Genomic DNA, 24,968 nt, shown 5'->3' with positions numbered 1-24,968 from the left:
TTAGTCTGTCTTTATTCGGGAGTAGCCCATGAGCGCTGTTAATCGCGCAGCGGTGGAAGCCGTTCTTCGCCAATATACCGATCCTTATCTGAATCAGGACCCCGTCACCGCCGGGTGCGTGCGTGCCATTGAGGTTCACGGCGAGCGCGTGAGTGTCCAGCTTGAACTGGGTTACGCGGCCGGTCTGTTCAAAAGTGGCTGGGCGCAGATGCTGCAAATTGCCATTGAAGGCCTGGAGGGTGTGACCTTGGCCAAAGTGGATATCACCTGCGTGATCGAGCCGCACAAGGCGCAAGGGCAGATCCCGGGTCTGGCCAATGTGAAGAACATTGTCGCCGTAGCGTCCGGCAAAGGCGGCGTTGGCAAATCCACCACGGCGGCGAATCTGGCGTTGGCGTTGTCTCGCGAAGGTGCGCGGGTCGGCATTCTGGATGCTGATATCTATGGTCCGAGTCAGGGCGTGATGTTCGGTATTGCAGAAGGTACGCGGCCTAAGATCAAGGATCAGAAATGGTTCGTGCCGATCGAGGCCCACGGTGTCGAAGTGATGTCCATGGCCTTTCTGACCGATGACAACACGCCGATGGTGTGGCGCGGTCCTATGGTTTCCGGTGCATTGCTGCAGTTGATTACGCAAACGGCGTGGAATGATCTGGATTACCTGGTCATCGACATGCCGCCGGGTACCGGTGATATACAACTGACGCTGGCCCAGAAAGTCCCGGTCGCAGGTGCTGTGATCGTCACCACGCCTCAGGATCTTGCACTGCTGGACGCGAAGAAAGGCGTCGAGATGTTCCGCAAGGTCAATATTCCGGTGCTTGGCGTCGTGGAAAACATGGCTGTACACATCTGCTCGAACTGCGGTCACGCTGAGCATTTGTTCGGTGAGGGCGGTGGCGAGAAGCTGGCCTCGCAGTATGACGTTGAGCTGCTGGCCTCATTGCCGTTGTCGATGCTGATCCGCGAGCAGGCCGATGGTGGTAAGCCGACGGTTATTGCTGAGCCGGAAAGTCAGATCGCGATGGTCTATCAGGAACTGGCGCGACATGTAGGTGCACGGATTGTGCTGCAGGAAGCGGCCAGCCCGGCGATGCCGAGTATTTCTGTCAGCGACGATTAGCATGTAGCGCTCTAATTATGCTGTAGGACCGGCTTTGGCCGGGAGGGAGCCGGTACGCAATGCAATTATATCGGCCGCACTGCCGCCCTCCCGGCTAAAGCCGGTCCTACGGAAATCAGCAGGCATTTCCTACAGGCATAAAAAAACCCCGCCGAAGCGGGGTTCTTTAAGCGAATAAGTACAAGTTAGATAACTTGAACTTCTTCAGCTTGCATGCCTTTCTGACCGCGGGTAGCGATGAAAGAGACCTGTTGGCCTTCTTTCAGGCTTTTGAAGCCGTCAGATTGGATAGCTTTGAAGTGCACGAACAGGTCGTCACCGGATTGTGGAGTGATGAAGCCGAAGCCTTTTTCATCGTTGAACCACTTAACGGTACCAGTTTGGCGATTAGACATGGTGTATCTCCTTGGACAAAGTTAACTGCGACTCAGGAAGTGCCCTGGCCGAGACTGAGTGCAAAGAGCAGGAAAAATTCTTGGAGATGGTTGGATCGAAATTCAACATCGTGTAGAGATTCTCAGTGACACAAGCAACACAGTGACGCCACCTTAACGCTTTTTTTTGAGCATGCCAACCGTCAATTGAGGATTATTTCCATTCATGGGGAAAAGCATTGGCTGGCACGCTGCTACAGGCTTTGAACACGGCGCCGTGGCCCGGTAAGATGCCGGACATGTTTTTTCACCCAGCTATCAGGACATCGCCATGAGCATCAAATCGGACAAGTGGATTCGCCGCATGGCGCAGGAGCAGGGCATGATCGAGCCCTTCGTCGAGCGCCAGATGCGTGGCGAAGGTGCCAGTCGTCTCATCTCTTATGGCGTTTCCAGCTATGGCTACGATGTGCGCTGTGCAGATGAATTCAAGATTTTTACCAACATCAATTCTGCAATCGTTGACCCGAAAAACTTCGATGAAGGCAGCTTTGTCGACGTGAAAAGCGACGTTTGCATCATCCCGCCGAACTCGTTCGCCCTGGCCCGCACCGTCGAATACTTCCGCATCCCGCGTAATGTGCTGACCATCTGTCTGGGTAAAAGCACTTATGCACGCTGCGGCATCATCGTCAACGTGACCCCGCTTGAGCCGGAATGGGAAGGTCATGTGACGCTGGAGTTCTCCAACACCACCACACTGCCTGCGAAAATCTACGCAAACGAAGGCGTGGCACAGATGCTTTTCCTCGAGTCCGACGAAGAGTGTGAAGTGTCTTACAAGGACCGTGGCGGCAAATATCAAGGGCAGCGCGGCGTTACCTTGCCTCGCGCTTAACTGATATTTGTTACCGTTAACGCTGGCGAAATTGAATTAGTCCTCAATTCGGCACTCTATTGACTGAATCGCTTCTCCTCACACTGCGTGGGTAGGGGATAACGCTCAGGAGTACCTTATGAAGAGACAATCGAACGCCAGCGCCCAGGGGGCTGACCCGCGAGAGAATCACGTGGGTCTGCTTGCCTTGTCGTTACTCGCCTATCCGCAGTTCAATATGGTTGGCGGCGGTATTCCAGGCCAACCAGGGCCAGATGGGCCGGGAGACAATCCCGATCCGATTGAACCCGGTAGCCCAACCGTTCCCGACGAGCCACCACCGGCTCCGGTTGCCTGAATAATTTTCTTGTCACTGCTGGCGCATGCATTGGCCAGTAGTGCTGCTGATGACGTCCAGGTCATGCTCGATCAGGCGCTTATTGGGGTTGAAAGCGCAGGCATGAATCGTTTCAGCCGGTCGCCCACACCGCACCATCCCCCACCACGTAAATTCTGCTGTCTTCCTCACGTTCTACTTTGTACCCGCCGGTGAATGCGCCGAACGCGGGCAATAGACTCGTGCGCTCATTGAGATAGAAACAAGCCAGTCGCAACCGCTGACGTCCACGCCCCTGCAAGTGATAAACCGGATGAACATGCCCGGCCAGCACGTGATGAGTCGGGTGCGGATGGGGCTCATGCTGCAGCGCGAACGGCCCTAGCAGTAGAGGCTCCGGTACGGTCTCGATCATCAGATCCGAGGGCGGATCACCCGCGTGTTTATCGTGATTGCCGCGGATCAGCGTGATTGCCAGCGTCGGATGTCGTGATCGCCAATTGCTCAATGCCTCTAGCGTTGACGGGGTGCGTGATTGCCTCGCATGCAGGAAGTCACCGAGGAAGATCAGCCGATCACAGGGATAGCTTTGCAGCAGATCATCAAGGCGCTGCAAATTGTTCTGGGTCGTGCCTTGTGGCACCGGTTGTCCAAGCGCACGAAAGGCAGCCGCTTTGCCAAAATGCACATCGGCGATCAGCAGAGCTCTGTATTCGGGATAGTAAATCGCTTTTTCAGCCAGCAACCACAGTTCCGCACCTGCCAGTTGTACCGGGACGTGAGGATTCATGTGGCGTCAGGTCCTGCTGCTTTTTCCAGATCGCGCACCATTCGGGCAATCCGGTCGGCGAGTTTTTCCGAACTCAGGCTTTCTCGCATGCGTTCCACCAGCAGGGGAAACGCCATAGGCGTAGCGCGTTTGATCAAGTGTACGTCCAGCGTGCGTTGGTTGATGCGTTGCAAGGTGTGCTCCAGTCTCGTGACATCCAGCTCCTGACGCAGAACCTCTTCCTGAGCCTGGGTCAGCAGTAGATTGCCAGCGTCGTATTGTTTGAAAACTTCAAAGAACAATCCACTGGACGCCTGCAGTTGCCGATTGCTCTTCGGCGCACCCGGATACCCCGAGAATACCAGCCCGGCAATACGGGCAATTTCCCTGAAGCGTCTCAGGGCCAGTTCGCCCGCGTTGAGGCTGGCCATGATGTCGTTCATCAGGTGTTCTTCATTGAACAGCTCAGGGTGCAGTTGTGCCTGCCAATCCAGTTCGGTGGCGCTGAGCAGCTCAAAGCCGTAGTCGTTGACGGCGATGGAGAAGGTTAGCGGTGTATGGCGGCTCAGTCGCCAGGCCAACAGGCTCGCCAGCCCCAGATGCACATGACGACCGGCAAAGGGGTAGAGAAACAGGTGCCATCCCTCACGGGATTTCATGATTTCTGCCAGCAGGGTATTTTCCTGGGGCAGGGCGGACCACTGACGCTGGACTTCAAGCAAGGGTTTGACGGCCTGCATTTCCGGGCTGTTGAATTCTCCGTGAGCGGCTGCGTCGAACTTTGTCACCACCGCAGCCGCCAGTTCGCCGGAGAGCGGCATGCGCCCACCATTCCAGCGAGGAACAGCGGCTTTTTTGCTGGTGGCCTTTTTCACATAGGCGGTCATGTTTTCCACGCGTACCAGCTCCAATAGCCGCCCACTAAAGAGAAAGCCATCACCGGGTTTCAGTCGCGCAATGAACCCTTCTTCGACGCTGCCCAGCGAGCCACCGCCGCCACCTTTTTTCCAGTACTTCACGTTGATGCTGGCGTCGCTGACGATGGTGCCAATGCTCATGCGGTGACGTCTGGCAAGGCGGGCGTCCGGCACCCGCCAGATGCCATTTTCGTCAGGCTCTACGCGTCGGTAGTCCGGATAGGCGGTCAACGAATGGCCGCCATGACGAACGAAAGCCAATGCCCATTGCCACTCGTCATCGGTCAGTTCTCGATAAGCCCAGGCAGTACGGACTTCGTGTAACAGCGTTTCAGGATCGAAGCCGCCGCCCAGCGCCATGCTGACCAGATGCTGGACCAGTACGTCGAGCGGTTTATGTGGCGACTCTCGAGGCTCGATCATCCGTGCCGCAACCGCGTCATGGGCCGCAGCGGCCTCAACCAGTTCCAGGCTATGCGTTGGCACCAGCGTCACCCGCGACGGGCGGCCCGGCGCATGGCCTGAGCGCCCGGCGCGTTGCATGAGACGTGCGACGCCTTTGGGTGAGCCGATTTGCAGCACGCGTTCGACGGGCAGAAAGTCCACACCCAGGTCAAGGCTGGACGTACACACCACCGCTTTGAGCTGGCCATCCTTCAGGGCGCGCTCGACCCAGTCACGCACTTCCCGTGCCAGTGAGCCGTGGTGCAGGGCAATCAGTCCGGCCCAGTCGGGACGAGCTTCCAGCAGGGCCTGATACCAGATCTCCGATTGTGCACGAGTATTGGTGAATACCAGGCAACTGGCGCTGCTGTCCACTTCTGCCAGTACTTGCGGCAGCATCCGCAGGCCCATATGCCCGGCCCACGGAAAGCGCTCGATGGACGGTGGCAACAGGGTATCCACCCGCAGTTCTTTTGTGATTTTTCCTTGAACGCTGACGCCGCCTTCGCCGACCAGCACTTCCTGAGCGTGCTGTTGATTGCCAAGCGTCGCAGAAACGCCCCACACGATCAGATCCGGATTCCATTGGCGCAAGCGGGCCAGTGCCAGTTGCAACTGAACGCCGCGCTTGTTGCCGATCAGTTCGTGCCATTCATCCACGACCACCATTTTCAAGGTCGAGAACGTGCTTTGAGCGTCAGCGCGGGTCTGCAGCAGGGTCAGGCTTTCGGGCGTGGTGATCAGCGCAGTGGGCAGTCGCCGCCCTTGTCGGGCGCGTTCGCTGCTGCTGGTATCGCCTGTGCGCAGGCCGACGCTCCAGGGGATGTCCAGATCTGCCAAGGGAGCTTCAAGCGCCCTGGCCGTGTCGGCGGCCAGTGCGCGCATGGGAGTTATCCACAACACGCTCAACACGGCCGCAGGCGGTTTGCGCTTGCGGGGTTTGTCGTCGGCTGGCGGTTTGACGGCTTGGGCGAAACGATTGAGCGCGGCGAACCATACGGCGTAGGTTTTGCCCGAGCCGGTGCTGGCGTGCAGCAGGCCTGAATGCCCCTGCTTAACGGCCAACCAGACCTCTTTCTGAAAAGGAAAAGGTTTCCAGCTGCGTTCCGAAAACCATCGCTGAGCGAAATCGGTAGGTCTGCTCATGCGCCGCTGTGTGCTCTGAAAGGGGGTATTTCAGAGACAGCGGGGCGAGGGGATTAGTTTTGTTGGATAGGCAGGTCTTAGCAACGCCGGACCTGCGGGAGATTCGATGTCTGCCTGCAAGCTGACGTGGGACCGGCTTTAGCCGGGAAGAGGCCGTGACAGCCGCTGAATGTGTGGCGCCTGCCAGTCAGCCTTCCCGGCTGAAGCCGGTCCCACGTCATCAGCCCACAGGTCATCACCTGTCACAGGCTATTTCAAATTCCCACTAAGGAACTGCTGCAGCCGCTCGCTTTTAGGGTTGCCCAGCACTTCATCCGGGTGCCCGGACTCTTCGATCTGGCCCTGGTGCAGGAACACGATCTGGTTGGCGACTTTGCGGGCGAAGCTCATTTCGTGAGTCACCATGATCATGGTCCGGCCTTCTTCAGCCAGGCCCTGAATCACTTTGAGCACTTCACCGACCAGTTCCGGGTCGAGCGCTGAAGTAGGCTCGTCAAACAGCATGATTTCCGGTTCCATCGCCAACGCACGGGCAATGGCTACGCGCTGCTGCTGACCGCCAGAAAGGAACGCCGGGTATTGATCGGCAACACGTTCCGGCAGGCCAACCTTGTCGAGATACTTGCGGGCGCGGGCTTCGGCTTCTTCTTTTGAAACCCCCAGCACCCGGCGCGGTGCCATGGTGATGTTTTCCAGCACGGTCATGTGCGCCCACAGGTTGAAATGCTGGAACACCATGGCCAGACGGGTGCGGATGCTTTGCAGTTCGTCCGGGTCGGCGACGCGCATGTGGCCCCTGTCGCTCACCATGCGGACTTGCTTGCCGTCCAGGCTCATGGCGCCATCGTTGGGCTGTTCGAGGAAGTTGATGCAGCGCAGGAACGTGCTTTTGCCGGAGCCACTGGCGCCGATCAGGCAGATGACATCGCCGCTGCTGGCTTTGAGCGAAACACCTTTGAGTACTTTGTTATCGCCGTAGCTTTTATGCAGGCCATCGATGGTCAGTTTGTACATGACAAGCAAGTCCTCAAGGAGAAAGTAGGTAGCCGCTACGGTAGGCTTCGGTGCCTGCGACGTGAGCGATGACCATGCCGGCGGTGGCCATGCGGCGTAACGAGCGCGCATAGAGCAGTCCGGAATTGAACGTGTGGATCGGCATGACGGCGTCGCTGATCGGGTCGATGACTTCTGCGATCAACTGGCCCGCCTCGACGTATTCGCCGGGTTGGGCGCAAAACACCAGTAGCCCGCCGACCGGCGTAGCGACGGGTTCCACCGCCGCCAGTGGCGTGGCTGGATACAGTAATTCCGGAGCGGTCGCCACTTCACCGCCAATGGCACCGAAATGGATCAGATAATTGATCAATGCCTGACAGTCGCGGCTGGCCAGCGCGTGATTCACATCGCCCTGGCCGCGCAGCTCCAGAGTTACGGAGAAACTGCCCATGGGAATCGCAAAGCGATCACCAAAGCGCTGTTGCAATTGCCACCAGACCAGCGTGAAGCATTCATCGAACGACTGGCCACCGGAGTCAGTGGCCAACAGACTGGCCTGAGCGCCGAGGTAACGCGAGAGCATTTCCACCTGTGGCCAGGCTTCAGGCGTGGTGTACAGGTGCTCGACGGATTCGAAGTCGCAATGCAGGTCCAGAACCATGTCGGCATCGCAGGCAAGACGTTGCAAGGTCAGGCGTTGCGATTGCAGTTGGGTCGATGCGATCTGCGCTTCAAGCGCTTTGCTCAGGCTGCGGCGGATCAGCCGGATGTTGTGCTGCGGATCGTCGTTTAGCTGGGTTTCAACGTCATCGCCCACTTGTGCGCCGAGGTCGACAAACCAGCGGTTGAAGTTCTGTCCGCTTTCCAGCTCATAACGGCCCAATGGAACGTCCATCAGGACCTGTTCCAGGCCGATGGGATTGGCCACCGGCACGACGACGATTTCACCCAGCAGTAAACCGGCATTTTCCAGCTCACTCAGACGCTGCTTCAGGTACCAGGCAACCAGCATGCCCGGCAGCTCGTCGGCGTGCAGCGAGGCCTGGATATAGACCTTGCAGGCGCCGTCTTGCGGACCGTAGTGAAAACTGTGGATCTGCCGCGCAGTGCCCGGCACCGGCGCGAGCAGATCGTGGGTGTCATGACGCATGGGCAGGTCCTAGTGAGTCGGGCCGAGAAAGGCCAGCCAGCGGCGTTCGGCAAGGCGGAACAGGCCGACCAGGATGAACGTGACGCACAGGTAAATAATGGCGGCGATACCGAACGACTGGAACGTCATGAAGGTGGCCGAGTTAGCGTCTCGAGCGACTTTGAGAATGTCCGGCACAGTGGCGGTGAAGGCCACAGTGGTCGAATGCAGCATCAGGATCACTTCGTTGCTGTAGAAAGGCAGCGAGCGACGCAGGGCCGACGGCATGATCACGTAAGCGTAAAGCTTCCAGCCGGTCAGTCCGTAAGCTTTGGCGGCTTCGACTTCGCCGTGGTTCATGCTGCGGATCGCCCCGGCGAAGATCTCGGTGGTGTACGCGCACGTGTTCAGGGCGAACGCCAGGATCGTGCAGTTCATCGCATCGCGAAAGAACGAATCGAGGATCGGCTGCGCGCGTACGGCTTCGAGGCTGTAGATACCGGTGTAGCAAATCAGCAGCTGTATATAGAGGGGCGTGCCGCGAAACAGATAGGTGTAGAACTGCACCGGCCAACGAACCCAGAAATTGCTGGACACGCGAGCGATGGACAGCGGGATCGAGACCAGAAAGCCGATGGCGATCGAAGCGCTGAGTAGCCACATGGTCATGGCGAGGCCGGTGATGTGTACGCCGTCGCTATAAAGGAAGGGGCGCCAGTATTCCTGAAGCAGTTCGATCATCGTTGAGCCTCCCGGCTGCCTGCGGAATACCGCCGTTCAGCCCAACGCAGGGCAAAGTTCGAAGCGCTGGTGATCAGCAGGTAAATCAATGCAGCGAGGACCAGGAAATAAAACAGTTGGTAGGTGCTTTTGCCGGCGTCCTGTGCGGCCTTGACCAGATCGGCCAGACCGATGATCGACACCAGCGCAGTGGCCTTGAGCAGCACTTGCCAGTTGTTACCGATACCCGGCAGGGCAAAACGCATCATCTGCGGGAATACCACATAGCGGAACCGCTGTGCGCGACTGAGGCCGTAAGCGGTGGCGGCTTCGACCTGTCCACGCGGCACGGAAAGGATCGCACCACGGAAAGTTTCGGTGAAGTAGGCACCGTAGATGAAACCGAGGGTGATCACGCCTGCGCTGAAAGGATCAATTTCGATATAGTCCCATTCCATTGCGTCGGTCAGCTGACTCAGCCAGGTTTGCAGGCTGTAGAAGATCAGCAACATCAACACCAGGTCGGGAACGCCACGGATCAGCGTGGTGTAGAGCTGCGCCGGCATCCGCACGATGGCGGCGCTCGACAGTTTTGCACTGGCGCCGATCAGTCCGAGCACAATGCTCACGAACAGCGACAGCAGCGATAATTTAACGGTCATCCACGTCCCTTCAAGCAGCAGAGGGCCAAAGCCTTTGAGGCTGAAGGTGGAGAGTCCGAGGGTTTGCAGCAGCGTATCGAACATGGGTAAAGCCTTTAACGGTCAATAAAACAAAACGCCCATGGAAATCGGCGGTGGATGATCGCCGAAATCCATGGGCGTCGGGGTGTTATTTACCGCTATACAGATTCAGATCGCCGAAATGCTTCTTCTGGATCTCGGCATATTTGCCGTCGTCGTGTAACGCTTTGATACCTTTATCCAGCAGGGCCTTGAGCTCTTTGTTACCTTTCGCGATACCGATCGCGGTTTTGGAAGGCAGCAATTCGCTGTCGATTGGCTTGCTGACTTCGTAATCGGCACCTTGCGGTGACTTCAGGAAGCCCAGTTCGGCTTGCAGCATGTCCTGAATGGACGCATCAAGACGACCGGAAACGAGGTCGGCGTAAACCTGATCCTGGTTGGCATAGGCCTGGGTTTTCACGCCTGCCTTGTCCAGCACGGCTTTGGCATAGGCTTCCTGAATGGTGCCTTGCTCGTAGCCCACGGTTTTGCCTTTCAGGCTAGCCGGGTCAGCCGTCAGGGCTGCACCTTTTTTGAACACCAGGGACGTCGGGCCGGAGAACAGCTCGTTGGAGAAGTCGATGACTTTCTCACGCGCCGGGGTAACGGTCATCGACGAGATGACGCCGTCGAATTTACGCGCTTTCAGGCCTGGAATCATGCCGTCGAAATCGCTTTCAACCCATTTGCATTTAACTTTCAGCTCTTCGCAGATAGCGTTGCCCAGGTCGATGTCGAAGCCTACCAGGCTGCCGTCAGCGGCTTTTGATTCGAAAGGTGCATAAGAAGGATCAACGCCAAAACGCAGTTCCTTGTATTCCTTGGCCATTGCATTGCCTGCAGCGAGACAAACAGCCAATGCAGAAAGGGTCAGCCATGCTTTTTTCATCGTTCAGTCCTTAAAACCAAATTGAGCGTTGGGAACACGCGAGGCTTGCTACCGGCGGGTGCCAGACCACAGAAGATAGCAATTTCCGAACCAAAGATACGAACGTGCGTTTTAAATGTACGGAGTTGTCGCAATGTTGACTGCCAGTGTTGCGCCATCACTTCGTTCTGATTTGAAACCCAATCCGGTGGGAGCAGAGCTTGCTCGCGATAAGGACACTTTGATCGACCTGCATGCGCGGTGTACTTATCGCGAGCAAGCTCTGCTCCCACGGTTATTGCTCCAACAGGGTGCATCGATAACTGTGCGACCCAAAAAAGGGCGGCATCCTACCCCAGCAAGTCCTGCAACGTCGACAAGCTATCGGCCTCGGCGACTGATTTATCCTGCCTCCAGCGCAACATACGGGGAAAACGTACCGCAATCCCGCTTTTGTGGCGTTTTGACAGCGCAATGCCTTCGAAGCCCAGTTCGAATACCAGGCTTGGAGTCACACTGCTGACCGGGCCGAATTTCTCGACGGTGGTCTTGCGCACAATGGCGTCGACCTTGCGCATTTCCTCGTCGGTCAGGCCTGAATAGGCTTTGGCGAATGGCACCAAGGTGCGCTCGCTTTGTTCGGGCGGGCCGTCCCACACCGCGAACGTGTAATCGCTGTACAGGCTGGCGCGCCTGCCATGGCCACGCTGGGCGTAGATCAGCACCGCATCGACGCTGAACGGATCAACCTTCCATTTCCACCAGACGCCCATGTCTTTGGTGCGCCCGACGCCATACAGAGAATCCCGGGATTTGAGCATCATGCCTTCGACGCCCAGGCTGCGAGAGGCTTCACGCTGGACACTCAAGTCCAGCCAGTCTTTGCCATTGATCACCGGGGAGGGGAGCAGCACGGGGCTTTGGCAGGTTTCGATCACTTTTTCCAATTGCGTGCGCCGCTCATGTTGCGGGCGGCTGCGCCAGTCATGCTCCTGCCATTCCAGCAGGTCGTAAGCGAGCACTACAACGGGCAATTCTTCGAGGATTTTCTTGCCCAGCGTTTTACGGCCGATACGCTGCTGCAGGAGCGCGAAGGGCTGCACTGATGGTTGAGCCTGCGTGGCCTCTGGCGGGGATTCAGCGCTGAGGGAAAACTCCGCGCCCTCAGTTACTTCCTGTTCTGCTGGTTTCCAGACGACAATTTCGCCGTCGATGACCGTCCCGTCGGGCAGGCTCTGCACCAGGCTGTGCAACTCCGGGAAGCGATCAGTCACCAACTCTTCACCGCGAGACCAGATCCACAAGCGACCTTCGCGCTTGACCAGTTGTGCGCGAATACCGTCCCACTTCCATTCCACTTGCCAGTTTTCCGCAGGCCCCAGCAGGCTCTCGAACTGATCCACCGGCTGCTGCAAGGCGTGGGCGAGGAAAAACGGATAAGGCTGACCGCCACGCTGGGCGTGCTCGTCAGCCGATTCGGCTGCGATCAGTTTAAGGAAACCTTCGGCGCTGGGCCGGTGAGACAAGTCGGTGTAACCCACCAGGCGTTGCGCCACGCGTTTGCTGTCGATATCGGCCATGGCGGCGAGGGCGCGAGTGACCAAAAGCTTCGAGACGCCCACCCGGAAGCTACCAGTGATCAGCTTGATACAAACCATCAGACTGACCCGGTCCAACTGGCTCCAGAATGTCGGCAGGCGCTCGGCCAGTTCTTCTGGAGGCAAGCCCCGCAAAGGCAGCAGCTTGTCTTCCATCCAGACGGCCAGACCTTCGTCGGAGTCGTGTTCGGCCTCTGGCAATAGCAGCGCCAGAGTTTCTGCCAGGTCACCGACGGCCTGATAGCTTTCTTCGAACAACCATTCCGGCAGCTTGCCCAGGGTCATGGCTTGTTCGCGCAACAGTTTGGTGGGCACCAGTTGGCGTGGGCGTCCGCCAGAGAGGAAATACACTGCCCACGCTGCATCCTGCGGCGGCACTTTGGCGAAGTAGTCGCGCATGGCGGCCAGCTTGGCGTTACTTGAGGTGGTGGCGTCGAGTCGGGAATACAGCTCGGCAAAAGCTTTCATGCCGAGGCCTCGGTTGATTTTTCAGGTTTGGTGTCTTCTGGTTTTGTTTCTGCGGCGCCAGAGTCCTCTTCATCGCCATATTCGGTGACGAAGCCCTGGGCATCGAGTCCGGACTCGCGCAGGTAACGCACCAGCACTGCTACTGAACCGTGGGTCACCATCACTCGCTCGGCACCCGTCTGCTCGATTGCCCATAGCAGGCCCGGCCAATCGGCGTGATCCGACAGCACAAAGCCTCGGTCTACGCCGCGTCGTCTGCGTGTGCCGCGCAACATCATCCAACCGCTGGCGAAGGCATCACTGAACTCGCCAAAGCGCTTCATCCAGGTGCTGCCGCCTGCGGAGGGAGGTGCGAGGATCAGCGCCTGACGCAGGGCCGGATCGGTTTTCTTGAAGTCGCCGGCGTACTGGGTTTCAGGGATTCGCACCCCGGCTTCCCGATAAACCCGGTTCAACGGCTCCACCGCACCATGGACCAGAATCGGCCCGATCTCCGGGTCGATGCCATGCAGGATGCGTTGCGCCTTGCCGAAGGAATAGGCGAATAGCACGCTGGCTTTGCCGACCGCGGCGTTGGCCCGCCACCAGTCGTTGATTCCGGCGAAAATGTGCGACTGCGGCTGCCAGCGATAGATCGGCAGGCCGAACGTCGATTCAGTGATGAAGGTATTGCAGCGCACCGGCTCGAACGGCTCGCAGGTGCCATCCGGCTCGACTTTGTAGTCGCCGGATGCCACCCAGACTTCGCCCTTGTACTCCAGCCGGACCTGCGCCGAACCCAACACATGCCCGGCTGGATGCAGGCTCAGTTTGACGCCGTGGTGCACCAGGGTTTCGCCGTACGCCAGGGTTTGCAGGTTGATGTCCTGCCCTAGTCGCGAACGAAGAATGCCTTCGCCGGGCGCGGCGGCCAGATAGTGCTCATTGCCGGTTCGCGCATGATCGCCGTGGGCGTGAGTAATGACGGAGCGCTCCACTGGACGCCACGGGTCGATATAGAAATCCCCGGGCGGGCAATACAAACCTTCGGGACGCGCGATAACAAGATCCATGGAATAACCGACTGGATGGGCTTGTCAGGTTTGAGGGCGGGGCGGGGGAGGAAGTTCGAAGAACGTTGCGGACTTGATATTTCGCTACCTTGCCGGTTTTGAGCTGGCGTAGAGCAGGCTAAGTAGCAGTTGGAATGATATCCCTGTGGGAGCGGTGCTTGGTCTGGGCGGCATTCCGACGATACATGAGACGCAGGTAGACGAGATACCGCGTTATCGTTTATCGCGGGCAAGCACCGCTCCCACAGGGTCTTGCGTTTGCTACGAGACAGCACGGTGTCAGGGCATCGCGCCATCTCTTACAGAGAAGTTCGTTATTGCGCAGCATTACTTCCCTGGCACTAACGTCAGCCGCTTGCTGCCATAAGCCCGTTCGTAATTCTGGGTTTGCAGCGGGATCGTCTGGTACTGGCCTTTCAGCCAAGGCTCAATGCTGTTGGTGTAATACGGGCTGGCCGGGTTGCCGGACTGACCGATGTTGATCAGGCCGAGCATCGGTTCGCTTTGGCCGAAGTCGATAATCATGCGCATGGCGGGTACCACCGGGCTGTCGAAGTTCTGACCCCATGGATACGTCGCGACGTTCAGCGTGTTGTGGTCACCCCCTGTTGCACTTGGGCCACGGTTAAAGCTGTTGACGGCGAAGTCGCTGCTTTGCAGGGTCGAGCGATGCAGCTTGCCCCACTGCCAGGCTTTGCGATCAGTGCCCATCAGACTGTCACCGGCAGTGATTGCTGCCGCCAGACTGCGGGCCAGAATCGCGGGTTTGTCTTCTTTCTGCGGGGTTTTCACGTCATCCCAATATGGGCTGTCTTCGCGTCCCAGCAAGTGATCGGCTTGTGCCGAGTACGACAGGCTGGCGTTCTGCACCAGTGCTTTCCACGCCGGGCTGGTTTCCGGGCCAAGCTCGTCAAGGAAGGTCTGCTTCGCGCTTTCCTGCAGGAACAGCTCATAAAGCGCTGCATCGGCAGACGTTGGTGTGAGTTTGCCGTCGAATGCCATCAACCGTGTAAACGCTTCCCGCGCTTTGCTGCGCTCAGCTTCAGGCAAGGCGTCTATGGCCTGTTTCAGCGGTTTGACCATGCCGGGAGCTTCAAACATCTTTCTCAGCTTGGCGGCGAAGGTCGTGCTCTGATCGTATTGCATGGCAATGACGCTGCGTGTGTCCTGCTTGCCACTGTTGGCCAGCTCCGCAATACGTTCGGCGCGCTCCGGGGCTTTCCACGAGTTGGACAGCTGCATGCCGTAACCTTTCGGGAAGGTGCGCTGGTTGGCGGTGGCGATCCAGCCTTGCTGCGGGTTTTGATCGTAAGGGTGCAGCATCGAATCGGCGAAGCCATCCCAGTCGTAACGGCTTTCCCAGCCCGGCGAAGGCAGCAAGCCCAGGCCTTCACGGCGATTTGGATAGCGACCGGTGACTTGCCAGGCGACGTTCGACGCATCAGCAAACACCATGTTCAGCGCGATGGCACGGATTTCACGGCTGGCATCGAAAGCCTTGTCGACATTCGGCGCGCGGGACAGATCGAAGAAGGCGTCCAGACTCTTGTCGTCTTTAAAGTCCGGCGTTTGTAATGCCAGACCCAGCCCGTTGTTTAGCTGACCTTCACTCGGGTTGCTATTGAGCAGCGCACCGTGACGGGTCGCAAAAACGGTTTCACGAATCGGACGGCCACCTTTTATGAGGAAAGTTTCTTCATGGGCTGTTGCGGGCAGCCACTTGCCATCCGCCAGGTACATCAGGCGATTGTTCTCACGTTTCAGCTTTTCCAGAAACAGGTCCTGGTTGTCGCCCATCACTGACGTCATCGACCAGCCCAGCTTGCCGTTGAAACCACTCAGAATCAGCGGCAGACCCGCGATCGTGGCGCCAGCGGCCTGATACTTCGGTGCGCGGATTTGTACGAAGCTCCACGCGGAATTCAACCCGGCAGGCAATTGCACGTCGTTGGCCAGCAAGCTTTTGCCGGTACGGCTGCGTTGCGGTGCGATAGCCCAGTTACTGGAGGCGGCGATGCCCAGCATGTTCAGGTCGGTCAATTGTTGGGCGACTTTATTAAGATCGCTCAGACCTGAAACCTGCCCGCCAAGGTTCAAGCCCTTGAGCTTGTCGGCTTCGGAAAACGGCAGCTCTTCGTCCGGGTACGTCGGGACCAGCCAGGCCAGCTTGTCGATACCGACTTTCTGCGCCAGCAGCAGTGAGGACAGTTCTTCTTGCAGGTTTGCCGACTGGCTGAAGTTCAGCAGGCTGAAGATCAATGCGGAGTCTTCAGGCTTCCAGTAATCCGGGCGATAGCCAGAACTGGCCAGATCCGCAGGCAGATTGTCGCGGTAGCGGAACAGGTAAGCGTTGACGCCACGGGCATACACTTCAAAGAAGCGTTGCAGACGCGGGGTAGATGCGTTGTAAAGCTCGCTGGCGCTCTTTTTCAGATTCGCTGCGCGCATCAAACGGTCGATATCCAGTGCGCTGGGCCCGGCCATTTCCGACAGCCGACCCTGGGCCAGCAGGCGCATGCTCAGCATTTGCGTGATGCGGTCGCTGGCGTGCACGTAACCCAACGTGAAAAGCGCGTCGTGAAAGGTGCTGCTTTCAATCAGCGGCATACCGAGGTTGGTCCGCCGCAGTGATACGTTCTGAGCCAGGCCTTTGACCGCAACGGTGCCGGAAGCTGGCAGCAGCGAGTCGCCTTGGCTCCCGCCCAATTGGCAGCCCGCAAGACTCAACAACCCCACCGTAGCGGCGGCAGCACCGAACCGGTTTACAACTTTGGAACGGGCTGGTGAGGCCATGGCGAAACTCCTGCGGGGGCTTAACGTATAAAAGGCGCTACGTTAGAGAGCGGGCGAGCGCCACGCAAGCGGGGAGAGGGAGTTTATTTCAGGATTTTTCAAAGGTCGTGAGGCTGTTTGCAGCTGTAGGAGCAACCGGGACTTGGAGTCTCGGGGGACGAGGCACTGTCAGGTTGACCGTCTCGCCAACAAGTTGCCTCCTACCTGGACCGCGTTACACGGCTCTGTTCGGTAGGAGAGAACTTGTTCGCGAGGCTTCAGGCCTGAGCCTGCGGCGGGTTCACCTGATCAACCAGCGCATATGCCCGCTTGGTCGCCTCGCGCTCACTGACTGCATCGAACCAGCGCTTGAGGTGCGCAAAATCATCCAGGTTCTGGTCTTGCCAGGTATGCCGCGCAATCCACGGATAGATCGACATGTCCGCAATGCTGTAGTCGCTGCCCGCTACGAACTCGCGATCCGCCAGACGCCTGTCCAGCACGCCATACAACCGGGCAGTTTCATCGACATAGCGCTTGATCGCGTAAGGAATCTTTTCTTTGGCGGATCGCCTGAAATGATGATTCTGACCCGCCATCGGCCCCAGTCCGCCCATTTGCCAGAACAGCCATTGCAGCGCTTCTTGCCGACCTCGCAGGTCTTTCGGGATGAATTGGCCGGTCTTTTCTGCCAGATAAAGCAGGATCGCACCGGACTCGAACAGGCTGATCGGTTCACCGCTATCGGCAGGCGCGTGGTCAACGATGGCCGGGATGCGGTTATTCGGGGAGATTTTCAGGAATTCGGGTTTGAACTGATCGTTCTGGCCGATATTGACCGGGAAGACCTTGTACGGCAGACCGGCCTCCTCAAGAAACATCGACACTTTGTGGCCGTTGGGTGTGGTCCAGTAATGCAGATCGATCATCAAAAACTCCTGTTGGATGGAACGGACTGCCTGTTTTACTCCCCCACGCCCCGGCCATACAAATGAAAACGGCCTGCAATGCAGGCCGTTCGAGCTTCACGTCAGCTTACGCGCCGTGGCACTTCTTGAATTTCTTGTCGCTGCCACATGGGCAAGGATCGTTGCGGCCAACGTCCTTCAAGGCGTTACGCACCGGCTCCTGATGGGCATGGCCGCAGTTCGGACCGTGGACATGGCCATGTTGGTGGTCGTGATGGGCATGGTCATCGTGATCGTGGTTGCAATCGGGGCCATGCACATGGGCTTGCTGGTTCATCGGGTCACTCCGGAATAAAATTGCCGGGCATTATCTCGCCGTTGCGTCCAATACGCACGTTATGCCGAAACAAAAAGCCGGTCTTGAGTTTGCCTTCGAGCCGGTAATGGATCGGCTGGTCGGTTTTTTTCAGCATTTTCGCGATCTGCTTCAAGTCCTTCCAGAGATTGGTCCGGATCGGCACCACGAAATTCCTGCTGCTCTGGCCATCGACCACGAACCAGTCGGTGGACTCGCCTTCAGCCAGCACTACGTCGTTAAGCATGATTTTGTAGCGCAGGCTGCGCACCAGCAGGCTGCGATCATTCGGGTTTTCGACGCGAAAGCGCAGCTTGAAGTCCTGCTGCAATAGCTTGGCCCTGACCACGTCCACTTTGAGCAGGTGCACTTGAGGCTCCTGATAGTCGCTGACGCGTACGGACGAGCAACCGTTCAGCAGCGACAACAACAGGCCAAAGCCCAGGACTCGTATGACATGCGCCTGTGAAAACATGTGGATGCTCCATGTGAAGCCATTGTTTGACAAAGCGACTGCCCATTCCTTTTTGATAAAGCTGCGGCATACTTCTCGCACGTGCACCCAGAGTATGACCAATGAATCTGTATGAAATTATATTCAGTGGCCAATTGGTCCCCGGTGCCCAATTGGACAAGGTCCAGGCCAACCTCGGCAAGTTGTTTCAGAGCGACGCGCAACGGCTGGAGCTGCTGTTCAGTGGTCGTCGACTGGTCCTGAAAAACAATCTCGACAGTGAGGCCGCAGAAAAGTATCGCTCCACTCTGGAACGCGCCGGGGCGCTGGTCGAAGTCCTGGAAATGCAGGCGATCAAGGCTGAGACGGATGCCGTCGCCACGCCCTCTGCACAGCCCGGCCGACTTCAGGTTACTCCGCGGGACGTGTACATGGCGGCCTTTGTTGCCGTTGATGCACCGGATCTTGAAGTGTGCGAGGTGGGCAGCGACATGCAGGATCAAAAGCCTGCACCTCTGGCGCCATCCGTGGATTTATCGCAGTTCAGTCTTGCCCCGGCTGGCAGCGAGTTGGGTCAGTTGCCGAGTACACACGCCGGTCCTGCTCCAGACACTTCACACTTGAAGCTCGTTTGAAGCGTGCAGTCTTTTAATTCACGTAGCTGGCGCAGCACTTTTTATACTTCTGTTCACTGCCACATGGGCAGGCATCGTTACGTCCGGCTTTGAGTCCTGCGTTGGGATCGATGAAATACCAGCGGCCCTGATTCTGTACAAAAGAAGAACGTTCCCGGTGGCTGTGCTCACCGCTGCCGTCATGCCAGCGGGCGGTGAACGTGACGAAAGCATGTTCAGGTTTACCGCCGAACACTTCTGAGCTTTCCACTTCCAGACCCAGCCAAGTGCTTTGCAGGCTCCACTGACTGATCGACTCGCGGTCCAGTCCGGCCTTCTGCACGGGCAGCGTGGTGTCGACCAGGTAATCAATCAGGCCGAGCACGTAGGCGCTGTAACGTGAACGCATCAGTTTTTCGGCGCAGGGCGTAGGTTGGCCCGCGTGGAACGGTCCGCAACAGGCTGCCAGCAGATCCCCGCTACCGCAGGGGCAAATCGCGCTATTCATAGCTCACCACCAATATTTGCCAAAGTTTTCCGGATTGGCCCAGAACCGTGCGTTGAGCCAATCGGGTACTTGTTTGTATTCGCGTAAATCGTAGGTGTACAGCGTCAGCACCTGCTCATCGCGGGTGAAACGCTCACTGGCCTGCAGCGCCAGTGAATAGAAGTCTGTGTCTTTCCAGCCACACGCCTGCAGGTCAGCCAGTACGGCGATACGGCTGGCGTTGAGATTACGGATGCCGCCGAGCAGCTCCAGGCCTTCGCGCTTGGTGATGTGTTCGAGGCAATCGACCACGAGGGCCAGGTCAAAACGTTGCGCGGCCAGATCCGGCGGCAGCACACCAGGTTTGGCGTGGGCCAGTCGAGTGCCAGGATGGGCTTCCTGAAATGCCTGTAACGCCGGGAACGCCTCGGCACCGATCAACAGCAGGCGTTCGGGAGCCTGCAAGTCGAGCAGGGCGGCCAGAGCCTGTTGCGGTGTGCGCGTGGAAAAGCCTTCGCTCATCAGAAATCCTCTTTATGACCTGCAAGACTAGCCTGTGGTGAGGCGTGGGCCTAGCCCTGGAGTTCACATAGCGTCGGTAGGAGCCAACTTGTTGGCGAGGCGGTGGGACTGATACACCGCCTCGCCAACAAGTTGGCTCCTACCGAGAGGTATATCGCTCCAAAAGGCCTGAAACCCCAATAAAACAAGGCCAGAAGTGGCGGGCTGGCACTTTGCTGTCTTTACTCCATGAGCGGCGGATTGGGCCGAACCTTGGGAGAAAACTAATGAGAATAATCCGGACAGCATTACCTCTTATTTTGGTCACCAGTGTGTTAACCGGTTGTGCGGGCCTGCAGAAGACTGACTGGCCGCTCTGTGCGTTGGGCGGCGGCGTGGCGGGTGCGGCGGCGGGTGCATTCCAGAGCGCAGCCGTATCCGCGGGGCTGGGGGGCGCGGTTGGTATTATGGCGGGCGCGTATTGCTGGGTTCATGGGGATGGCGACGATGACGGCGATGGCGTGAAAAACAGCGTCGACAAATGCCCGGATACACCGAAAGGTGTTGCCGTAGATGCGACTGGTTGCCCGTTGGCACCGCCAGCTCCACCCGTGGTGGTTGAAGAGGTGGTGGTCGTCAAGGAGGAGGTCATTGTCATCAATGACGTACTGTTCGAATTCGACTCTGCGCGCCTGACCGCTGCCGATAAATCGAAACTCGATCTCATCTCTACCCGTCTGAAGCGCGAAGCACCGAGTGCGCAACTGCGCGTCAGCGGCCATACCGACAGTGTCGGCAGTGATACCTACAACCAGAAACTCTCTCAGAAACGTGCCGTTTCGGTGACGGACTACCTGGTCAGCACCGGGATTCCACGCAGTGCATTTGTTTCTGTTGAAGGTGACGGCGAAGCGCGTCCGGTAGCCGACAACTCCACTGCAAGTGGTCGTTCTTTGAACCGTCGTGTCGAGATCCAGATCAACCGTTAACGCAGTGCCTCCAACCGTTGGCCCGGCATGGGTGCCGGGCCAATTCCGATTCAGCCGATCCTCGTGTCAGATTAAATTTCAGTCGTGCGCTGGCATATTTCACCTCGCAGGCGTTTACTGTGCGCGCAGAATTTTCTCGCAACGATAAGCGTTTGCAGACATAACAATTACGGACAGGCTCTGGCAATGAAGGTGTTTTGGGGATTGGGAAAACTGTTGACCGCAGCGTTCTGGCTGGTGGTGTTGTTCAACCTGATGGTTGTGCTACCGACTCCGTTTGCTCTTCTGATCAAGCTTGCGGGCTGCCTGCTGGCACTGATTCACGTCGCTGAGCTGTTGCTGTTCAACGGCAGCTTGCGCGGGCGTCCACGTCCCTGGCGCGACCGGCTGCGTATTCTTCTGTTCGGCATCTTCCACGTTCAGTCTCTCCCGAAAAAAGCCCAGGAGGCCGCTCATGCGTAAGCTTTGTCTGCTGGCTGCCTTTTGCAGCCCTTTGGCCATGGCCCAGACCATCAATGTCGAATCGCACTCGCTGATGCGTCTGCCGAGCCAGACCAGCGTGCTGCAGCTCGAGCGCCTGGAAGTTGCGGATTACGGCACGTTGCTGATCCCGTCCGGGCTGACTGAAGTGAAAGTCGATCAACTGGTGCTGGGCCACGAAGCGCGCATCGCCATCGTACCCAGCAGTCAGGCGCTCAATCTGGTGGTCCGCCAGGGTGAGCTGGGCACGGGTAGCCAGATCACTGCTCGCGGTGCCCCGGGCACTTACGAAAAGCCGCCATTGCCAGGCCGCAACCTGAACCTGCGCGTCGAGCATTTGCAGGGTGAAGAACTGTTCGTCGATGCCCGGGGCGGTGCCGGTTCGCCGGGATATGTCGGCCTGGATGGCGCAAACGGTGTAGCGCCGGGTTGCGCCTGGGGTAGCGCTGGACGTGGTCACAACGGTGATAACGGCGGCAATGGTCACGACGGCGCCGCCGGTGCGCAGGTGCGTCTTGAACTGCCACGGGATTTCCCGGTTGAGCGCATCAAGGTTGATGTTCAGGGCGGTGCAGGCGGTTTGGCGGGTGCAGGTGGCAAACCGGGTAAAGGTGGCGCCTCCAAAGGTTGCTTCGTTTATCGGGCTGACGGCGGCAAGGCCGGACGCGCAGGTGAAGCAGGGCAGCCGGGGGCGGCTGGGCCTGCGGGGGCGTTGACGTTGCAGCGGTTGTAAGCATGCTGCATGGCTGATTGATTGCAGGAACCGCCTCGCGAACAAGTTCGCTCCTACCGGTTAACACCGTCTCAGGTAGGAGGCAACTTGTTGGCGAGAGTGACTGACGCGGTGCTTCAGACCTGCCGCCTCGCGGACAGGTTCGCTCCTACCGAATAGGGCCGTGTCATGCGGTTCAGGTAGAAGTCACGTTAGAAATGGGGTCTGGCCGCGGCGATAGCGACCACCGCTAACCCGACCAACAGGTTGATCCCCACCAACCGTCGAATCCGGCCCAGCGCCGCCGCACCTTCAGCCCATTGCTCGGCCTCAACCGCACGACGCAGTTCAGGCAGTTGCAGTGATTGAATGCGGATGAACAGCGCGGTCATCACCACGTACAACCCCATCATTACCTGAACATAGCGCGGCGCCGTCTCGAAGCTGACGAACTGCAGCTGGATCATGCCGACTCCGGTAATGGGCAAGACCACCACGACTGCCCAGACCCAGACAAAAAATCGCGGAAACACTTCCAGCCACAATTTCAGGCGAGCCGGACCCTGTAATGCGCTGACGACCGCCGGTCGCAGGACCATCCAGGCGAAAAACATGCCGCCAACCCAGACCAGCGCGGCCAAAACATGCAGGGTGTAGACGAGGGAAAAGGGTGTCATCAGGTACTCCGTTCTGCGCGGATGGAATTTGCGGGGTATGATAGCCGCCTGCTGGAACTACTGAAGATATATCCAGCGTTTCGCGCTTTAATTTTTACCGATGCCTGTAGCGCCCGAGCCAACAAAACCCATGATCAGCAACGAACTCAAATCCCAGATTCAGGGCGCCTACTCGCGTTTCCTCGAAGCCAAGAGCCTCAAGCCGCGCTATGGCCAGCGTTTGATGATCGCCGAGGTCGCCAAAGTACTGGGTGATATCGATACCGATGAAGAAGGCCGACGCACCAGCGACCCCGCCGTAGTGGCGGTGGAAGCGGGCACCGGTACTGGCAAGACCGTCGCGTATGCCATCGCCGCAATCCCCACCGCCAAGCTGGCGGGCAAGCGTCTGGTGATTGCCACCGCGACGGTCGCCCTGCAAGAGCAGATTGTCCACAAGGACCTGCCCGATCTCATGCGTAACAGCGGCTTGAACTTCACGTTCTCGCTGGCCAAGGGGCGTGGCCGCTATATGTGCCTGTCCAAGCTCGACATGTTGCTGCAGGAAGGCGATGCCACCAATGCCACTGCGCAGCTTTTCGAGGAAGAAGGCTTCAAGATCGAGGTCGATGAGGCCAGTCAGAAGCTGTTCACCAGCATGATCGAAAAGCTTGCCGGCAATAAGTGGGACGGCGACCGGGACAGCTGGCCGCAGGCGCTGGAAGATCAGGATTGGGCGCGACTGACCACTGACCACAGTCAGTGTACAAACCGCCATTGTCCGAACTTTCAACAATGCGCCTTCTATAAAGCCCGCGAAGGCATGGGAAAAGTCGACGTGATCGTGACGAACCACGACATGGTGCTGGCAGATCTGGCCTTGGGGGGCGGTGCGGTATTGCCCGATCCACGTGACACTTTGTACGTGTTCGACGAAGGACATCACCTTCCTGACAAAGCGATTGGCCATTTCGCACATTACACGCGGCTTCGTTCTACAGCGGACTGGCTGGAACAGACTGCCAAGAACCTTGCCAAGCTGCTGGCGCAACATCCGCTGCCGGGCGATCTGGGCAAGTTGATCGAGCAAGTGCCGGAGCTGGCCCGGGAGATCAAGGCGCAGCAGCAATTCATGTTCAGCGCTTGCGAACAACTGGCTGACTTCCGGGCCGGTGAGGACATGCAAGGGCGCGAGCGCCCACGTCATCGTTTCATCGGTGGCGTGGTGCCGGAACACATTCGCGAAATGGGCATCGAGTTGAAGAAAGGCTTTGCCCGCCTTGATGACCTGTTCACCCGTCTGGCTGACCTGCTCAAGGAAGGCATGGATGGTGAAGTGAATATCGGCATCGCCAGCCATCAGGCCGAAGAATGGTATCCGCTATTTGGCAGCCTGCTGGCTCGTGCCCATGGCAACTGGGAATTATGGACGGCCTTCACCGCTGAAGACCCGGAAGACAGCCCGCCCATGGCGCGCTGGCTGACCCTGGCCGACAGCGGTGCGTTGTTCGATATCGAGGTCAACGCCAGCCCGATCCTGGCGGCGGAGATGCTGCGCCGCAATCTGTGGAACGTCGCTTATGGCGCGTTGGTGACCTCCGCGACGCTGACAGCACTGGGCAAGTTCGACCGCTTCCGCATGCGTGCCGGTCTGCCCAAGGTCGCTGTGACGGCGGTCGTGCCCAGTCCGTTTCATCACGCTGATGCCGGTGTGTTGCGCGTGCCTGATCTGAAAGCCGACCCGCGTGACTCTGTGGCGCATACCGCTGCGATCATTCGCGAGTTGCCGGGTCTGGTAGAAGGCTCACGCGGCACTCTGGTGCTGTTCTCCTCGCGTAAACAGATGCAGGACGTTTTTGACGGCCTGGAGCGTGACTGGCGCAAGCAGGTGTTCATTCAAGGCAACCTGTCCAAGCAGGAAACGCTTAACAAACACAAGGCGCGAGTCGATGGCGGTGACTCCAGTGTGCTGTTCGGGCTGGCGAGCTTCGCCGAAGGCGTCGATTTGCCCGGCGCGTATTGCGAGCACGTGGTGATTGCCAAGATTCCCTTTGCCGTGCCGGACGATCCTGTCGAGGCGGCTCTGGCCGAGTGGATCGAGGCTCGGGGTGGCAATCCGTTCATGGAAATCGCCGTGCCGGATGCTTCATTACGGCTGGTGCAGGCATGCGGTCGTTTGCTGCGTACCGAGGAAGACCGCGGAACCATCACGCTGCTGGATCGGCGGGTGGTGACACAGCGTTACGGCAAGGCGATCCTGAATGCGCTGCCGCCGTTTCGGCGGGAGATCTCTTGACTGCTACTCTCGGTCACGACGTGGGACCGGCTTTAGCCGGGAAGACGGTATTTCTGACGATGAAAATATATCGAATGTACGAGCCTCTTCCCGGCTAAAGCCGGTCCCACGACGTCACATACAGTAACCAGCACGTGCTGATCCAGCTGTTCACAAACCCCTCAATCGCTGAAACAATGCACGCCGTTTTTTTATCAGCCA

25 protein-coding genes are annotated in these 24,968 nt (G+C 58.3%); 8 read left to right on the top strand and 17 right to left on the bottom strand.

Features of this window, described 5'->3' with window-relative positions; translation table 11 throughout:
- The first annotated feature begins 28 nt into the window (after positions 1–28).
- A complete protein-coding gene (gene apbC / locus CKW31_RS25460; RefSeq protein ID WP_095101272.1) occupies positions 29–1,123 on the top strand; it encodes an iron-sulfur cluster carrier protein ApbC in 1,095 nt (364 codons plus the stop codon).
- A gap of 185 nt (positions 1,124–1,308) precedes the next feature.
- On the opposite strand, the gene CKW31_RS25455 is transcribed toward apbC, so the two are convergent.
- Positions 1,309–1,518, bottom strand: a complete 210-nt coding sequence (locus CKW31_RS25455) for a cold-shock protein (protein WP_002554837.1) — start codon at positions 1,516–1,518, stop codon at positions 1,309–1,311.
- Between the two features lie 310 nt (positions 1,519–1,828).
- On the opposite strand from CKW31_RS25455, the gene dcd reads away from it, so the two are divergent.
- Entirely contained in the window at positions 1,829–2,395 is a 567-nt protein-coding gene (gene dcd / locus CKW31_RS25450; RefSeq protein WP_027898447.1) for a dCTP deaminase, read from the top strand.
- A gap of 118 nt (positions 2,396–2,513) precedes the next feature.
- Positions 2,514–2,732 (top strand): hypothetical protein, encoded by a 219-nt coding sequence (locus tag CKW31_RS25445; protein ID WP_095101270.1) that lies wholly within the window; start codon positions 2,514–2,516, stop codon positions 2,730–2,732.
- Between the two features lie 112 nt (positions 2,733–2,844).
- On the opposite strand, the gene pdeM is transcribed toward CKW31_RS25445, so the two are convergent.
- The 13 genes from pdeM to CKW31_RS25380 form a co-directional block, all read right to left on the bottom strand.
- Positions 2,845–3,501 (bottom strand): ligase-associated DNA damage response endonuclease PdeM, encoded by a 657-nt coding sequence (pdeM, locus tag CKW31_RS25440; RefSeq protein ID WP_095101268.1) that lies wholly within the window; start codon positions 3,499–3,501, stop codon positions 2,845–2,847.
- Positions 3,498–5,987, bottom strand: coding sequence for a ligase-associated DNA damage response DEXH box helicase (locus CKW31_RS25435; RefSeq protein ID WP_095101266.1), 2,490 nt, complete (start codon positions 5,985–5,987; stop codon positions 3,498–3,500). Before CKW31_RS25435 ends, pdeM begins: the two co-directional genes overlap by 4 nt.
- A gap of 249 nt (positions 5,988–6,236) precedes the next feature.
- Complete coding sequence (locus CKW31_RS25430) at positions 6,237–7,001, bottom strand: ABC transporter ATP-binding protein (protein ID WP_027898451.1); 765 nt, start codon at positions 6,999–7,001, stop codon at positions 6,237–6,239.
- A 13-nt stretch (positions 7,002–7,014) separates the two neighbouring features.
- Positions 7,015–8,133 (bottom strand): succinylglutamate desuccinylase/aspartoacylase family protein, encoded by a 1,119-nt coding sequence (locus tag CKW31_RS25425; RefSeq protein WP_095101264.1) that lies wholly within the window; start codon positions 8,131–8,133, stop codon positions 7,015–7,017.
- A gap of 9 nt (positions 8,134–8,142) precedes the next feature.
- Positions 8,143–8,853 (bottom strand): ABC transporter permease, encoded by a 711-nt coding sequence (locus CKW31_RS25420; protein WP_095101262.1) that lies wholly within the window; start codon positions 8,851–8,853, stop codon positions 8,143–8,145.
- Positions 8,850–9,578 (bottom strand): ABC transporter permease, encoded by a 729-nt coding sequence (locus CKW31_RS25415; RefSeq protein WP_095101260.1) that lies wholly within the window; start codon positions 9,576–9,578, stop codon positions 8,850–8,852. Before CKW31_RS25415 ends, CKW31_RS25420 begins: the two co-directional genes overlap by 4 nt.
- A gap of 85 nt (positions 9,579–9,663) precedes the next feature.
- On the bottom strand, positions 9,664–10,446 hold the full coding sequence (locus tag CKW31_RS25410; protein WP_095101258.1) for a transporter substrate-binding domain-containing protein: 783 nt from the start codon (positions 10,444–10,446) through the stop codon (positions 9,664–9,666).
- A gap of 329 nt (positions 10,447–10,775) precedes the next feature.
- The gene (locus CKW31_RS25405; RefSeq protein WP_095101256.1) at positions 10,776–12,491 is read right to left on the bottom strand and encodes an ATP-dependent DNA ligase; all 1,716 of its coding nucleotides are present in this window, start codon (positions 12,489–12,491) and stop codon (positions 10,776–10,778) included.
- Positions 12,488–13,543, bottom strand: a complete 1,056-nt coding sequence (locus tag CKW31_RS25400) for a ligase-associated DNA damage response exonuclease (RefSeq protein ID WP_095101254.1) — start codon at positions 13,541–13,543, stop codon at positions 12,488–12,490. Before CKW31_RS25400 ends, CKW31_RS25405 begins: the two co-directional genes overlap by 4 nt.
- A 327-nt stretch (positions 13,544–13,870) precedes the next feature.
- Complete coding sequence (locus tag CKW31_RS25395; protein ID WP_095101252.1) at positions 13,871–16,336, bottom strand: penicillin acylase family protein; 2,466 nt, start codon at positions 16,334–16,336, stop codon at positions 13,871–13,873.
- A gap of 257 nt (positions 16,337–16,593) precedes the next feature.
- Positions 16,594–17,244: a glutathione S-transferase N-terminal domain-containing protein gene (locus CKW31_RS25390; RefSeq protein WP_095101250.1), complete on the bottom strand. Its 651-nt coding sequence runs from the start codon at positions 17,242–17,244 to the stop codon at positions 16,594–16,596.
- A 106-nt stretch (positions 17,245–17,350) separates the two neighbouring features.
- Positions 17,351–17,560, bottom strand: a complete 210-nt coding sequence (locus CKW31_RS25385) for an SEC-C metal-binding domain-containing protein (protein ID WP_095101248.1) — start codon at positions 17,558–17,560, stop codon at positions 17,351–17,353.
- A gap of 4 nt (positions 17,561–17,564) precedes the next feature.
- Positions 17,565–18,053 (bottom strand): LEA type 2 family protein, encoded by a 489-nt coding sequence (locus tag CKW31_RS25380; protein WP_095101246.1) that lies wholly within the window; start codon positions 18,051–18,053, stop codon positions 17,565–17,567.
- A gap of 101 nt (positions 18,054–18,154) precedes the next feature.
- On the opposite strand from CKW31_RS25380, the gene CKW31_RS25375 reads away from it, so the two are divergent.
- Positions 18,155–18,667 (top strand): hypothetical protein, encoded by a 513-nt coding sequence (locus CKW31_RS25375; protein ID WP_095101244.1) that lies wholly within the window; start codon positions 18,155–18,157, stop codon positions 18,665–18,667.
- 13 nt (positions 18,668–18,680) lie between these two features.
- Here CKW31_RS25375 and CKW31_RS25370 read toward each other — a convergent pair whose 3' ends face one another.
- Together CKW31_RS25370 and CKW31_RS25365 are read right to left on the bottom strand one after the other, a co-directional pair.
- Positions 18,681–19,154: a YchJ family protein gene (locus tag CKW31_RS25370; RefSeq protein WP_095101242.1), complete on the bottom strand. Its 474-nt coding sequence runs from the start codon at positions 19,152–19,154 to the stop codon at positions 18,681–18,683.
- Between the two features lie 3 nt (positions 19,155–19,157).
- A complete protein-coding gene (locus tag CKW31_RS25365; RefSeq protein ID WP_095101240.1) occupies positions 19,158–19,655 on the bottom strand; it encodes a DUF6231 family protein in 498 nt (165 codons plus the stop codon).
- Between the two features lie 266 nt (positions 19,656–19,921).
- Between CKW31_RS25365 and CKW31_RS25360 the strand changes: the two genes are divergently transcribed.
- The 3 genes from CKW31_RS25360 to CKW31_RS25350 all read left to right on the top strand — a co-directional run bounded on the left by CKW31_RS25360 (position 19,922) and on the right by CKW31_RS25350 (position 21,836).
- Complete coding sequence (locus tag CKW31_RS25360) at positions 19,922–20,623, top strand: OmpA family protein (protein WP_095101238.1); 702 nt, start codon at positions 19,922–19,924, stop codon at positions 20,621–20,623.
- A 186-nt stretch (positions 20,624–20,809) separates the two neighbouring features.
- The gene (locus CKW31_RS25355; RefSeq protein ID WP_095101236.1) at positions 20,810–21,085 is read left to right on the top strand and encodes a DUF1145 domain-containing protein; all 276 of its coding nucleotides are present in this window, start codon (positions 20,810–20,812) and stop codon (positions 21,083–21,085) included.
- The gene (locus CKW31_RS25350) at positions 21,078–21,836 is read left to right on the top strand and encodes a hypothetical protein (RefSeq protein WP_095101234.1); all 759 of its coding nucleotides are present in this window, start codon (positions 21,078–21,080) and stop codon (positions 21,834–21,836) included. Before CKW31_RS25355 ends, CKW31_RS25350 begins: the two co-directional genes overlap by 8 nt.
- Before the next feature lie 191 nt (positions 21,837–22,027).
- On the opposite strand, the gene CKW31_RS25345 is transcribed toward CKW31_RS25350, so the two are convergent.
- Complete coding sequence (locus CKW31_RS25345) at positions 22,028–22,492, bottom strand: CopD family protein (RefSeq protein ID WP_095101232.1); 465 nt, start codon at positions 22,490–22,492, stop codon at positions 22,028–22,030.
- Positions 22,493–22,622: 130 nt separating this feature from the next.
- On the opposite strand from CKW31_RS25345, the gene dinG reads away from it, so the two are divergent.
- Positions 22,623–24,767 carry an ATP-dependent DNA helicase DinG gene (gene dinG / locus CKW31_RS25340; protein ID WP_087269212.1) on the top strand — a complete coding sequence of 715 codons (2,145 nt, stop codon included), beginning with the start codon at positions 22,623–22,625 and terminating at the stop codon, positions 24,765–24,767.
- Positions 24,768–24,968: the final 201 nt, after the last annotated feature.

The organism is Pseudomonas sp. Irchel 3A5 (assembly GCF_900187575.1).
Classification (GTDB): domain Bacteria; phylum Pseudomonadota; class Gammaproteobacteria; order Pseudomonadales; family Pseudomonadaceae; genus Aquipseudomonas; species Aquipseudomonas folii.
The sequence above is the reverse complement of the archived record's forward strand: the minus strand, read 5'-3'. Positions and strand labels throughout refer to the sequence as shown.